The organism is Zoogloea sp. 1C4 (assembly GCF_009469605.1).
In the GTDB taxonomy this organism is placed as follows: Bacteria; Pseudomonadota; Gammaproteobacteria; order Burkholderiales; family Rhodocyclaceae; genus Zoogloea; species Zoogloea oryzae.
In genome coordinates this window covers 159740-172635 of the sequence record NZ_SSXU01000003.1, presented here as the reverse complement: position 1 = coordinate 172635, position 12896 = coordinate 159740, and the positions used below count along the sequence as shown (strand labels likewise).

Below are 12896 nucleotides of genomic sequence, written 5' to 3'. Positions count from 1 at the left end.
TACGATCCATGTCCACAATCCAACAAACCTTCAAGCGGTTGGCCGGCGAAGGGCGCAAGGCGCTCATCCCGTTCATCACTGCCGGCGATCCTGCACCCGAAATGACCTTGCCGCTGATGCAGGCCCTCGTGGCCGGCGGCGCCGACATCATCGAACTGGGTGTTCCCTTCTCCGATCCGATGGCCGACGGCCCGACCATCCAGCGCGCCTCCGAGCGGGCCCTGGCGGCGGGCATGAGCACCCGCAAGGTGCTTGAGATGGTTCGCGCCTTCCGCGCCACCGGCGACCAGACCCCCATCGTGCTGATGGGCTACGCCAACCCGATCGAGGCGATGGGCCTGGAAGCCTTTGCCAAGGCGGCATCCGAAGCCGGCGTCGATGGCGTGCTGGTAGTCGATTATCCGCCCGAGGAGTGCGTCACCTTTGCCGAGGTCTGCCGCGCCGCCGGGCTTGATCCGGTCTTCCTGCTGGCACCCACCTCCACCGAACAGCGTTTCGCCGACGTGGCGGCGGTGGGCAGTGGCTACATCTATTACGTCTCGCTCAAGGGCGTGACGGGCTCGGCCACCCTCGATCTCGACGAGGTTGCCCGGCGCATCCCGGTGATCCGCGAGAAGGTCGGCATGCCGGTGGGCGTGGGCTTTGGCATCCGTGATGCGGCCACCGCAGCGCGCATCGCCAGCCTCGCCGACGCCGTGGTGATCGGCAGCCGGATCATCGAGGAAATCGAACAGAGCAGCCGCGAAGAAGCCCCGGCGAAGGTCACCGCCTTCCTGCGCGGTATCCGTACTGCCATGGACAACGCAGGAGAGCGCTGATGAGCTGGTTGAAGAAGCTGCTGCCGCCGAAGATCAAGCGTGACGCTCCGTCGGGCCGCAAGGCGATCCCTGAAGGCCTGTGGAGCAAGTGCCCGGCCTGTGAGGCGGTGCTCTACCGTTCCGACCTCGAGAGCAACCTCAATGTCTGCCCGAAGTGCAGCCATCACCAGCGCATCCGGGCCCGCCAGCGGATCGAGCTGCTGCTCGATCCGGAAGGCCAGTTCGAGATCGGCGCCGAAGTTGTGCCGATCGATCCGCTCAAGTTCAAGGATTCCAAGCGTTATCCGGATCGCCTCGCCGCTGCGAATGCCGATTCCGAAGAGTCCGACGCCCTCGTGGTGGTGCAGGGCGCCATCAAGACCGTGCCGGTGGTGATCGCCTGCTTCGAGTTCGAGTTCCTTGGTGGTTCGATGGGCTCGGTGGTTGGCGAGCGTTTCATCCGTGGCGTGAAGGCTGCGGTCGAGCAGCGCCTGCCTTTCATCTGCGTGACCGCTTCGGGCGGCGCGCGGATGCAGGAGGGCCTGTTCTCGCTTATGCAGATGGCCAAGACCACCGCCGGCATCACCCTACTGTCGGAGCGCAAGCTGCCCTTCATCACCTTGCTCACCGACCCGACCATGGGCGGTGTGTCGGCCAGTTTCGCCTTCATGGGCGATCTGGTGATTGGCGAACCCGGCGCGCTGATCGGCTTTGCCGGCCCTCGTGTGATCGAGCAAACGGTGCGGGAGACGCTGCCTCCGGGCTTCCAGCGCTCCGAGTTCCTCCTCGAGAAGGGCGCCATCGACATGATCATCGACCGTCGCGAACTGCGTGACCGTCTCGCCGAACTCCTCACCCTGCTGACGCGACAAGCGTCGGTCCGCTCCGCCGCCTGACATGCAGTTGCCTGAAACACTCGATGGCTGGCTGGGTCTCCTTGAGGCCCGTCACGGCCAGGCGATCCAGCTTGGCCTGGATCGCGTGCGCACCGTTCGTGATGCGCTGAATCTTCCGCAAACCTGCCCGGTCTTCATCATCGGCGGCACCAACGGCAAGGGCTCGACCTGCGCGCTGCTCGAAGCCGTGCTGCTCGCGGCTGGCAAGCGGGTTGGGCTATACACCTCGCCGCATCTGCTGCGCTACAACGAGCGCGTCCGCATTGACGGCCGCGACGTCAGCGACGCGGTGCTGGTCGATGCCTTTGCCGAAGTCGAACGCGCCCGGGGCGACACGCCGCTCACCTATTTCGAGCACGGCACCCTGGCTGCCTGGGCTGCTTTCAGCCATGCCGGCCTCGACGCGATCATCCTCGAGGTGGGGCTGGGCGGCCGGCTGGATGCGGTCAACGTGTTCGAGCCCGACTGCTCCATCGTCACCAGCGTGGCCATGGATCACATGGATTTCCTCGGCGACACCCGCGAGGCCATCGGTTTCGAGAAGGCGGGGATCTTCCGTCCCGGCAAGCCGGCAATCTGCAGTGATCCCATGCCGCCCCAGTCCCTCATCGATCACGCCGAAGCCATTGGCGCGAAGCTTCAGGTGAGCGGTCGCGACTTCGGATTTGCCGGGGATCAGAATCAATGGGCCTTCTGGACGGCCGGTGGCAGCCGCCGTGGCGGACTCGCCTATCCGGCGTTGCGGGGCACCAACCAGCTCCTCAATGCAGCGGCGGTGATGGCCGCCTGTGAGGCCGTTCGCGACATCCTGCCGGTTCCGATGCAGGCCATCCGCCAGGGTTTCATGCTGGTGGAGCTGCCGGGGCGCTTCCAGGTCATGCCGGGTCGTCCGGCGGTGGTCTTCGACGTCGCCCACAATCCCCAGGCAGCCGGCGTGCTCAACGAGAACCTGGCGAGCATGGGTTTCTTCCCGGAAACCTGGGCGGTGCTGGGCATGCTGGGCGACAAGGACGTGGCGGGCGTGGTGCGTCTGCTGCGTGATCGGGTCGACCACTGGCTGCTGGCCACGCTGCCCGGTCCGCGCGGTCTCCCGGCCGCCCGCCTCGCCGAAATCCTGCGGGAAGTCGGCGTGAATGGCGACATCGCCGAGTATCCTTCGCCCGCAAGTGCGTACGAGGTCGCAGCGGGTCGCGCGGCCGAGGGTGATAGAATCGTGATCTTTGGCTCCTTCCTGACCGTGGCGGACGTTATGGCCGCCAGGAAGTCGCCGCAATAGGTGTTGCAGCAAGAATGGCCGACAACGATTCCCAGATCGACCTGAAAAAACGTGCCCGGCGCCGCCTGGTGGGTTCCGCCGCGCTGGCGCTGGCTGCAGCCATCGTGTTGCCGATGGTCATGGACCACGAGCCGCGTCCGCCTTCGCAGGACGTTCAGATCCGCATTCCCAGCCAGGAAGGCAGCAACTTCACGTCCCGCGTGATCGCTGGAAAGGCGCCCGCGCCCAGCCAGCCCGTGGCCGGCGTGATTGCCGAGGAGAGCACCGAGCCGGTGGTTGAAGAGAAGCCCCAGACCGGCCGCAAGTCCGAGCCGGAGGCGGGCAGCCCTGTCTTCAAGCCGGGCGAGGAGCTCATTCCGCCGCCGCGCAAGGTCGAGCCGTCCAAGGCCGAAATCGTCCGGCCCGAGCCCAGAAAGCCGGAGCCGAAGCCCGAAGCCAAGCCCGAGCCCAAGAAGGCCGAACCGCCGAAGCCCGATCCCAAGCAGAAGGAAAAGGAACAGAAGGAACGGGAGCGCGAGAAGGCCCAGGCCGATGCCGAGCGCGCCAAGGCGCTGCTGATGGGTGCAAATCCCAAGGACGAGGCGGTCAAGCCTCACGTGCTGTCCCTCGGTGCCTATCGCGAGGCGGGCAACGTGGCCCAGTTGCGCGCAAAGCTCAAGGCCGAGGGCTATCCTTCTTACGTCGAAACCGTGGGTGACAAGGTGCGCGTTCGCGCGGGCCCGTTCCCGAACAAGGCTGCGGCCGACAAGGCGGCTGCGCGCATCCAGAAGATTCTGGGCGTGCAGGCATCCGTGGCGGCCAAGTAGCCCTGGACGTGACACGCCTTGACCGGACTGGATTACGCGTTCATCGGCCTCGTCGGCCTGTCTGCATTGCTGGGTTTCTGGCGGGGGCTGATCTCCGAGATCGTCGCGCTGGGCGCCTGGTTGCTGGCTTTCATGGTGGCGAAGTCCTTCATGCCCGAGCTTCAGCCGCTGGTGGCGAACTGGGTGAAGGAGCCGCTGCTGCAGGGGCCGGTGGCATTTCTGCTCATTTTTGTTGTCGTACTCATTTTTGTGGCGATCCTGCGCTGGATGCTGAGCGAACTGATTCGCGCAGCCGGCCTCGGGATTGCCGACCGTTTCCTCGGGGCGTGCTTCGGCGCGGTGAGGGGCGGTCTGATCGTGTTTGCAATGGCGTTGCTCGTCGGCATCGGCGGCTTCGCAAAGGAAGCGTGGTGGCGGGAGGCCAGCCTGTCGGCGCCCCTCGAGACCGCCGTGACCGCTTCCCGACCCTGGCTCCCTGAGCCGTTGGCAAAAAGACTTCGATACCGATAGGTGGTTTGAAATGTGTGGGATTCTGGGCGTAGTAGCGACGACACCCGTCAATCAGCTTCTTTATGACGGCCTGCAGGTGCTTCAGCACCGCGGGCAGGACGCCGCTGGCATTGCGACTTCGCAGGACGGGCGCTTCCACATGCACAAGGGCTCCGGCCTTGTGCGGGACGTGTTCCGTACCCGCAACATGCGCGATCTGCCCGGCAACTGGGGCATCGCTCACGTGCGCTACCCGACCGCCGGCTCGGCGTCGGCCGCTGCCGAAGCGCAACCTTTCTATGTGAACTCGCCGTTCGGCCTGATGCTGGCCCACAATGGCAACCTCACCAACTCGGAAGAGCTGAAGCGGGAGATGTTCCTGTCGGATCTCCGGCACATCAACACCAATTCCGATTCCGAGGTGCTGCTCAACGTGCTCGCGCACGAGCTGCAGGCCGCCGCCAAGAGCTTCCGCCTGGATGAAGAGACCGTCTTCACCGCGGTGGCTGGCGTGCACCGCCGCTGCCGGGGCGCCTACGCCACCGTGGCGATAATTTCCGGCACCGGCCTCCTGGCCTTCCGCGATCCCTACGGCATCCGCCCGCTGGTGATCGGCCGCAACGACACCCCCAACGGCACCGAGTGGCTGGTGGCCTCCGAGAGCGTTGCCCTCGACGTGATGGGCTTCAAGCTGGTGCGCGACGTGGCGCCGGGTGAGGCGATCCTGATCGACACCGAAGGCCGCTTCCATAGCCGCCAGTGTGCCGGCCACACCGTGCTGGCCCCGTGCATGTTCGAGTTCGTCTATCTGGCCCGTCCCGATTCGCTGATCGACGGCATCTCGGTGTACGACGCGCGGATCAAGATGGGCGAGTTCCTGGCCCACAAGCTGCGCTCCACGATGCCGCACCTGAAGATCGACGTGGTGATCCCGATCCCCGATTCCAGCCGTCCGTCGGCGATGGAAATGGCCCATCACCTGAACGTGCCGTATCGCGAAGGTTTCGTGAAGAACCGCTACATCGGCCGGACCTTCATCATGCCGGGCCAGGAGATCCGCAAGAAATCCGTGCGCCAGAAGCTCAATACCATCCAGCAGGAATTCAAGGGCAAGGCAGTGTTGCTGGTGGATGACTCCATCGTGCGTGGCACCACCAGCCGCGAGATCGTCCAGATGGCCCGCGATGCCGGTGCGACCAAGGTCTACATGGCCTCGGCGGCGCCCCCGGTGCGCTATGCCAACGTGTACGGCATCGACATGCCCAGCAAGAACGAGCTGATCGCCAGCAACCGTACCGAAGAGGAAATCTGCCGCGAAATCGGCGCCGATGCGCTGATCTACCAGGATCTCGACGACCTCAAGGCGGCGGTCCAGGCGATCAACCCGTCCATCTCGATGTTCGAGACCTCCTGTTTCGACGGCTGCTACGTGACCGGCGACGTCACCGACGAGTACCTGTCGGGCGTCGAGAACCAGCGCAACGACGCGGCCAGCAAGCCGGTGTCGGAAGACGGCGGCGGTCAGATGGACCTGAACCTCGTTTCCCGGAGCGAAAGTTGAGCATTGACCCGATCCTGGGCCTCGATCCGGACACCCTGGCGATTCGCGCCGGCATCGAGCGCAGCCAGTTCAACGAGCATTCCGAGGCGCTGTATCTCACCTCCAGCTTCGTCTTCAACAGCGCGGCCGAAGCCGCTGCGCGCTTCTCCGGCGCGGAAGAGGGCAACGTCTACGCCCGCTTCACCAACCCGACGGTCACTGCGATGCAGCAGCGTCTGGCGGCGCTGGAGGGGGCCGAGGCCTGCATTGCGACGGCTTCCGGCATGGCGGCGATCATGTCTGCGGTGATGGCGCTGCTGTCGTCCGGGGATCACGTGGTCGTCTCCCGCGGGGTTTTTGGTGCCACCCAGCAGCTTTTCGGCAACATCCTGTCGCGCTTCGGCATCACCTCGACCTTCGTGCCCGCCACGGATCTGGACGCATATCGCGCGGCGGTGACGCCCTCGACGAAGATGTTCTTCATCGAGTCGCCGTCCAACCCGCTCACCGAACTGGTGGATATCGCCGCAGTGGCGGCCATCGCCCATGAATCGAAGGCGCTGCTGGCGGTGGATAACTGCTTCTGCTCGCCGGCGCTGCAGCAGCCGCTCAAGCTCGGTGCCGATCTGGTGATCCACTCGGCCACCAAGTACCTCGACGGCCAGGGCCGGGTGCTGGGCGGCGCGGTGTGCGGCAGCAAGGTGCTGGTGGACGAGGTGCTGAAGTTCCTGCGCACCGCCGGCCCGTGCATTTCGCCGTTCAACGCGTGGGTGATCCTGAAGGGGCTGGAGACCCTCAAGATCCGCATGGCGGCGCAATCCGCCAGCGCGCTGGAACTTGCCACCTGGCTGGAAGCTCAGCCGCAGGTGGCGCGGGTGTTCTACCCGGGCCTGCCGTCCCACGCCCAGTACGATCTGGCCAAGCGTCAGCAGCGTAGCGGCGGGGCGATCGTCAGCTTCGAGGTGAAGGGCGGCCGTGCGGAAGCCTGGACGGTGGTGGATTCGACCCGCGTCGTGTCGATCACCGCCAACCTCGGCGACACCAAGACCACGCTGACCCATCCGGCCTCCACTACCCATGGCCGGATCTCGCCGGAAGCCCGCGAAGCCGCCGGCATCCGTGAGAGCCTGCTGCGGGTTGCGGTGGGCCTCGAGGCGATCGAAGACCTCAAGGCCGATCTGGCCCGGGGGCTGGCCAAACTCGCGGTCTGATCCAGGCGTACGGCCAAAGAAAAACGGCGCCCTGTTCGGCGCCGTTTCTCATTTCAGGGCCTGGCGGGTGAGTTGCCCGTCGGCCCAGACCAGGACTTCGCCCTGGTCGTCCTGCCAGTCGGAGAGCACCCAGCGTTCGCAGGCATGGCCGTCCACGTCGATGGAATGCACCGCCGGGCGGTGGGTGTGGCCGTGGATGAGGCGCGGGAAGCCGTGCTCCCGGAGGAGGGCGACGACGGCATCGGCGTTGACGTCCATGATCGCCGCGGCCTTCTCGGACTTGGCTTCCTCGCTCTTCATGCGCACGCCGGCGATGATCTGCTTGCGCACGGCCAGCGGTTGCGTGAGGAACTGGGCCTGCCACGCCGGATTGCGTACCTGCTGGCGGAAGGCCTGGTAGGCGAGGTCGTCAGTGCACAGGCTGTCGCCGTGGCACAGGAGGGCCGGCTGGCCGTCGAGGGAAATCGGGGTTGGATCGGGCAGGAGAGTGAGCCGGGCGCGGCTGGCGAAATCGGCGCCGATCAGGAAGTCCCGGTTGCCGGGCATGAAGAAAACCTGAGTGCCGGCGTCGGCAAGGGCGGCGAGTTGGCTGGCGACGCGCGCATTGAGCGGGTCGTCCAGATCGTCGTCACCGGCCCAGTATTCGAAAAGGTCGCCCAGAATGTACAGCTTGCTCGCGGCCCGGGCCGGGCCGGCGAGGTAGCGCTCGAAGAGCGCGGTGAGGGCAGGGCGATCGGCGCTCAGATGCAGATCGGAGATGAAATGGATTTGCATGCGTTGGTCGCCCGCCTCTCGTCGATCAGATCACTTCGGCGCGCTGGATGACCACGTCTTCCTTCGGCACGTCCTGGTGGAAGCCGGCGTTGCCGGTCTTCACGCCCTTGATCTTCTCGATCACGTCCATGCCTTCGGAGACCTTGCCGAAGACGCAGTAGCCCCAGCCCTGGACGTTCTCGGCCTTGAAGTTGAGGAAGTCGTTGTCGGCCACGTTGATGAAGAACTGGGCGGTGGCGGAGTGCGGATCCTGGGTGCGGGCCATGGCGATGGTGCCGGCGTCGTTCTTGAGGCCGTTGTTGGCTTCGTTCTTGACCGGCGCCTGGGTTGCCTTCTGCTTCATGCCGGGCTCGAAACCGCCGCCCTGGATCATGAAACCGTTGATCACGCGGTGGAAGATGGTGTTGTCGTAGTGACCGGACTCGACGTAGGCGAGGAAGTTCTTGACGGTTTCCGGGGCCTTTTCGGCGTCGAGTTCGATGACGATGTCGCCGTGGTTGGTGGTGAGTTTGACAGCCATGGGGTGCTCCTGTGGGAAAGGTGATTGGTTTTACTTGGACTGCTTTTCGGGCAGCTGGCGGACCGACTGGATGAGGATCGGGGTCGCCGGCACATCGCGGTGGAAACCGCGGGTGGTGGTGGGTTCCTTGCCGATCTTGCGCACGACGTCCATGCCGTCGGTGACCTTGCCGAACACCGCGTAGCCGTAGCCATCCGGAGACGGATAGTTGAGCGGGCGGTTGTTCTCGAGGTTGATGAAGAACTGGGCGGTGGCGGAGTTCGGATCCTGGGTGCGGGCCATGGCGATGGTGCCGGCGTCGTTCTTGAGGCCGTTCCTGCCTTCATTCTCAATGGGCGCGCGGGTGGCCTTCTCTTCCATCTTGGCGTTCATGCCGCCGCCCTGGATCATGAAACCGTCGATGACCCGGTGAAAGATCAGCCCGTCGTAGAAGCCGCTCTTGGCGTATTCGAGGAAGTTGGCGACCGTCTTGGGCGCCTTTTCAGGGTAGAGCTCCAGCACGATGGTGCCGGCGCTGGTCTTCATCTCGACCAGCGGATTGGCGGCGGCAGCGATCAGGGCCTGGCTGGCGAGCGCGACGGCAAGCAGAATCTTCTTCATGGATGGGCGTTCCTGTGGGGAAGGGAAGGGCGCTGCCGGCGTGGGCAGCGGGTCAGGCGAAACCTTCGTAGACAATCTTCCAGCGTCCGCCTTCCTTCAGCCAGTACTGGCGCTTCTTGAGGACGTTGGAGAGATTGTTGCTGCGGTAATCCTGCTCGAAGGTGACCACGACGAGATCCTGCTTGCCGGGGCTGCGGAAGACGCTCACCTTGTCGAGCTGAACCTTGATCCAGCTCTTGCTGGCGTTGACGGCCTTCTTCTGCTCGGCCCAGCGCTCGTAGCCGCCTTCGTTGTTGCGGAAGCTCTTGGAGTAGTGGGCGAGGTAGCGATCCACGTCGCGGCTTTCCCAATCCTTGCGCCAGCTTTCGATCTGCTTGTTGAGTGCCGAGCGTTCGGCGGCCCAGTCGTCGACGCTCAGCCATTCGACCGTGTTGCTGATGATGACCGGCGTCAGGCCGATCTGCAGATAGCTGGCGAGGGCGTCGAGATCGCGGTTGGTGAGCACCACGCAGCCGTCGGAGGCGCGGGGCGGGCGGGAATAGGTGTCGCTGGGCGTGCCGTGCAGCCAGATCCCGTGGCCGTCGCGGCCCTGCTGGCGATCCCATTCGTTGGGGTAGCTGATCGGGAAGGCGCCGTTGCCGTAGAAGTCGGAGAGCTTCTGGCGCGGCAGGTTGGCGGTCACGTGGTACACGCCGACCGGCGTGCGTTTGTCGCCCTCGCGCAGCTTCTCTGCGCCGAGCTTGCCGTGGCTGATGTAGTAGTCGGCCACGAAGCGCGGGCGACCGTTGTCGTTCTGGTAGATGTAAAGCCGGGCGCGCTGGGTGTCCACCACGATGGCGTACTTCTGCTCGGGTTCCATCTGGAGCAGATAGCGCGGCACATAGTTGCTGGGCGGCCGGTTGCGGTAGGCCTTGAGGCGGGCGACGGCCTCCTCGCGCAGGTCGGCGAGCTTGTCGGCCGGTGCGTCGGGCTGATTGCCGAAGGTGGCCAGCGGCCGGGCGCGGGCGAGCAGCAGGTCGCCGCGGATCAGGTGGGCAAGGCGGAAGTTGGGGTAGGCAGTGATCAACGCGTCGACCTTTTCGAGGGCGCTGCCGAGACGACTCCGTTCGATGTCCTGGAACACGGCGCCCAGCGCTGTGTCGGGATCATTGCCGCGCGCGGGTGCTTCGCCGGCACCCAATGCCAGAAGAGGGCTGCACACTGCGAGCAGTGCCAGCCCTCTGCGCAACGCAGACTGCAATCGTTGCATCAACCGCCAACCCGCTCCTGTTGAATCACCCATTTGCCATCCTGAAGGACAAGATTGAGTGTCTTGTTCGAGGAGGTGGACAAGTTGGCAGAGCGATAGTGCTGCCGAAGTTTCACGGTGGCACGATCGCCGGATACGCTGACGACCTTGACGTTCTCGAGGTTGACCTCGATGTCACCCGGCTTGGTCAGGCGCTGGTTGCGTTCTTCTTCCCATGCCTTGCGGTTCAGGCCCTTGGGCGGCTCGAAATCCTTGGCGTAGTGGCCGAGATAGCCCTTGACATCCTTCCGGGACCAGGAGGTCGCCCAGCTCTGGACGGACTTGGTGATGGCGGCAGCCTGCGCCGGCGTTTCGTCCTTGGGCTCGGGGCGCTTGGCGGGCTTGGGCTCTTCCTTGACGACCGGTGCCTGGGCCACGGCGACAGGCGCCGGTGCGGTCGGCTTGGCGGCAGGCGGTGCCACCGGGGCGGCGGCGACGGGTTTGGCCGGCGTCGGTGCGGGTGCCACGGCGACCGGTGCCGGTGCGACAGGCTTGGCGGCCGGCGCTGCCGGAGCTGGCGTTGCTGCAGCCACCACGGCAGGCTTGGTCGCCGGTGCTGCGGCAACTGGAGCGGCCGGACGGGTCGTCTTGCCGGTGACGCTCATCATCTCGCGGATCATTGCCAGCTTGTTCTGGGCGACCACGTTGGAGGAATCGAGGGCGAGGGCCTTGTCGTAGGCCTGGCTGGCCAGACGGGCGTAGATGTCGCCGAGGTTCTCGTGGGCCGTGGCGTAGCTGGGATGGGTGCGGATCGCCATCTCCAGCGCATTGCGGGCCTTGTCGTACTGGCGCTGCTGGGCGTAGAGCACGGCGAGGTTGTTGTAGGGCTCTGGAAGCTCCGGGTAGTCCTCGGTCAGCTTCTGGAACACCGCGACGGCTTCGCTGCCACGGTTGAGTTCGGACAGCACGACGCCCTTCAGGAAGCGCACCTGCGCATCCCGCGGCTTGGCGGCGAGGAGTTGATCGGCTTTTTCGAGGGCCTGGGTAAGCTGCCCCTGTTTGACGAGGGTTTGCAGATCCTGCAGGGAGTCCGCCCGGACCGGCCCACAAAGGAGGCTGGCGAGGAGCAGGGAGGCGGCGAGAGCACGTTTTGACATGTGATATGATCCGCCGGCATACGCGGGCGCGCGAAATGGCGTGTTGGTCGGGTTGCTACAAGCCAGCCATTTTATCAAGAAGCGCAGTCGCCGGCCATGAGCGCTTCCCGATTCTCTGTCGCCCGGGCCATCCGTCTGCCCGGACTGGCTCTCTCCCGGCAAGATCCTGCGTTTTTCCCTTCTTTCACTCGGTTTCATTGCGGTCTTTCTCATGTTGAAAATTCATAACTCCCTTTCGCGCAAAAAGGAGCAGTTCAGCCCCATCGAACCTGGCAAGGTACGCATGTACGTCTGCGGCATGACGGTCTACGACTACTGTCACCTCGGGCACGCACGGGTGATGGTGGTTTTCGACATGGTTGCGCGATGGCTTCGGGCCAGCAGCTATAACGTCACGTATGTCCGGAACATCACCGACATCGACGACAAAATCATCAAGCGCGCCCAGGAGAACGGCGAGAGCATCCGCGCCCTCACCGATCGCTTCATCGCCGCCATGCACGAAGATGCCGATGCCCTCGGGGTGCTGCGCCCCGACCATGAGCCGCGGGCGACCGAATTCGTCGAGCCGATGCAGAAGCTGATCGGTAATCTGGTGGACAACGGCCTGGCATACAAGGCCGGCAATGAAGACATGTGTTACGCGGTGCGCAAGTTCGAGGGCTACGGCAAGCTGTCCGGCAAGTCGCTGGACGAGCTGCGCGCTGGCGAGCGTGTCGAGGTGGCTGGCGGCAAGCACGACCCGCTCGACTTCGTGCTCTGGAAACACGCCCGCCCGGAAGAGCCGGATGAGGTGAAGTGGGCTTCGCCCTGGGGGCCGGGGCGTCCGGGCTGGCACATCGAGTGCTCGGCGATGAGCTCGGAGCTCCTCGGCGATCACTTCGACATCCACGGTGGCGGGGCCGACCTGCAGTTCCCCCACCACGAAAACGAGATCGCCCAGAGCGAGGGTGCGCACCAGTGCAGCTTCGTGAATTACTGGATGCACAACGGTTTCGTACGCGTCGACGATGAGAAGATGTCGAAGAGCCTTGGCAACTTCTTCACCATCCGTGACGTGCTGAAGGAGTACGCGCCGGAAGTGGTGCGCTTCTTCATCCTGCGTGCCCACTACCGCAGCCCGCTCAACTATTCCGACGCCCATCTGGTCGATGCGCGCCAGGCGCTGTCGCGGCTCTACACCGCGCTACGCAACGTGCCGGCGGCGGATGCCGGTGCGATCGACTGGTCCGCGCCGCTGCCGGCCCGTTTCAAGCTGGCAATGGACGACGACTTCAATACCGCCGAGGCGATCGCAGTGCTCTTCGATCTGGCCAACGAGGTCAATCGCAGCCAGTCGCCCGAAGCCGCGGCGCAGCTCAAGGCGCTGGGGGGCGTGCTGGGCCTGCTGGAGCAGGACCCGTCGGCCTTCCTGCAGGGTGGTGTCGATGCCGCGGGCAGCGACGACGTGGCCGCCATTGAGGCGCGCATCGCAGCGCGGATCGCAGCCAAGAAGGCGAAGGACTTTGCCGAGGCGGACCGCATCCGTGCCGAACTGCTGGCCGAAGGCATCGCGCTGGAAGACGGCCCCCAGGGCACGATCTGGCGCCGCGCCTGACGGGT

Annotated in this window: 13 protein-coding genes; 8 read left to right on the top strand and 5 right to left on the bottom strand. The window is 65.1% G+C overall.

What is annotated here, in order from left to right; all coding sequences use genetic code 11:
• Positions 1-8 precede the first annotated feature (8 nt).
• Genes trpA through GH681_RS05170 form a run of 7 tightly spaced genes read left to right on the top strand, consistent with a single transcriptional unit; the run spans position 9 to position 7015 of the window.
• A complete protein-coding gene (trpA, locus tag GH681_RS05200; RefSeq protein WP_153160367.1) occupies positions 9-818 on the top strand; it encodes a tryptophan synthase subunit alpha in 810 nt (269 codons plus the stop codon).
• The gene (accD, locus tag GH681_RS05195; protein ID WP_153160366.1) at positions 818-1693 is read left to right on the top strand and encodes an acetyl-CoA carboxylase, carboxyltransferase subunit beta; all 876 of its coding nucleotides are present in this window, start codon (positions 818-820) and stop codon (positions 1691-1693) included. The genes trpA and accD overlap by 1 nt, the downstream gene beginning before the upstream one ends.
• A gap of 1 nt (position 1694) precedes the next feature.
• Positions 1695-2969: a bifunctional tetrahydrofolate synthase/dihydrofolate synthase gene (gene folC, locus GH681_RS05190; protein WP_153160365.1), complete on the top strand. Its 1275-nt coding sequence runs from the start codon at positions 1695-1697 to the stop codon at positions 2967-2969.
• Positions 2970-2983: 14 nt separating this feature from the next.
• Positions 2984-3775, top strand: coding sequence for an SPOR domain-containing protein (locus tag GH681_RS05185; protein WP_153160364.1), 792 nt, complete (start codon positions 2984-2986; stop codon positions 3773-3775).
• An 18-nt stretch (positions 3776-3793) separates the two neighbouring features.
• Positions 3794-4285 (top strand): CvpA family protein, encoded by a 492-nt coding sequence (locus GH681_RS05180; protein WP_153160363.1) that lies wholly within the window; start codon positions 3794-3796, stop codon positions 4283-4285.
• Between the two features lie 10 nt (positions 4286-4295).
• Positions 4296-5825 carry an amidophosphoribosyltransferase gene (gene purF / locus GH681_RS05175; protein WP_153160362.1) on the top strand — a complete coding sequence of 510 codons (1530 nt, stop codon included), beginning with the start codon at positions 4296-4298 and terminating at the stop codon, positions 5823-5825.
• Positions 5822-7015: an O-succinylhomoserine sulfhydrylase gene (locus GH681_RS05170; RefSeq protein ID WP_153160361.1), complete on the top strand. Its 1194-nt coding sequence runs from the start codon at positions 5822-5824 to the stop codon at positions 7013-7015. Before purF ends, GH681_RS05170 begins: the two co-directional genes overlap by 4 nt.
• Positions 7016-7063: 48 nt before the next feature.
• On the opposite strand, the gene GH681_RS05165 is transcribed toward GH681_RS05170, so the two are convergent.
• The 5 genes from GH681_RS05165 to GH681_RS05145 are packed head-to-tail and all read right to left on the bottom strand — an operon-like array spanning position 7064 to position 11294.
• Positions 7064-7789, bottom strand: a complete 726-nt coding sequence (locus GH681_RS05165) for a UDP-2,3-diacylglucosamine diphosphatase (RefSeq protein ID WP_153160360.1) — start codon at positions 7787-7789, stop codon at positions 7064-7066.
• Positions 7790-7814: 25 nt separating this feature from the next.
• Positions 7815-8309, bottom strand: coding sequence for a peptidylprolyl isomerase (locus tag GH681_RS05160; protein ID WP_153160359.1), 495 nt, complete (start codon positions 8307-8309; stop codon positions 7815-7817).
• Between the two features lie 30 nt (positions 8310-8339).
• Positions 8340-8909: a peptidylprolyl isomerase gene (locus GH681_RS05155; protein WP_153160358.1), complete on the bottom strand. Its 570-nt coding sequence runs from the start codon at positions 8907-8909 to the stop codon at positions 8340-8342.
• A gap of 52 nt (positions 8910-8961) precedes the next feature.
• Positions 8962-10110, bottom strand: a complete 1149-nt coding sequence (locus GH681_RS05150; RefSeq protein WP_228111784.1) for a L,D-transpeptidase family protein — start codon at positions 10108-10110, stop codon at positions 8962-8964.
• A 47-nt stretch (positions 10111-10157) separates the two neighbouring features.
• A complete protein-coding gene (locus tag GH681_RS05145; protein WP_153160356.1) occupies positions 10158-11294 on the bottom strand; it encodes a tetratricopeptide repeat protein in 1137 nt (378 codons plus the stop codon).
• Between the two features lie 211 nt (positions 11295-11505).
• On the opposite strand from GH681_RS05145, the gene cysS reads away from it, so the two are divergent.
• The gene (cysS, locus tag GH681_RS05140) at positions 11506-12891 is read left to right on the top strand and encodes a cysteine--tRNA ligase (RefSeq protein WP_153160355.1); all 1386 of its coding nucleotides are present in this window, start codon (positions 11506-11508) and stop codon (positions 12889-12891) included.
• Positions 12892-12896 lie beyond the last annotated feature (5 nt).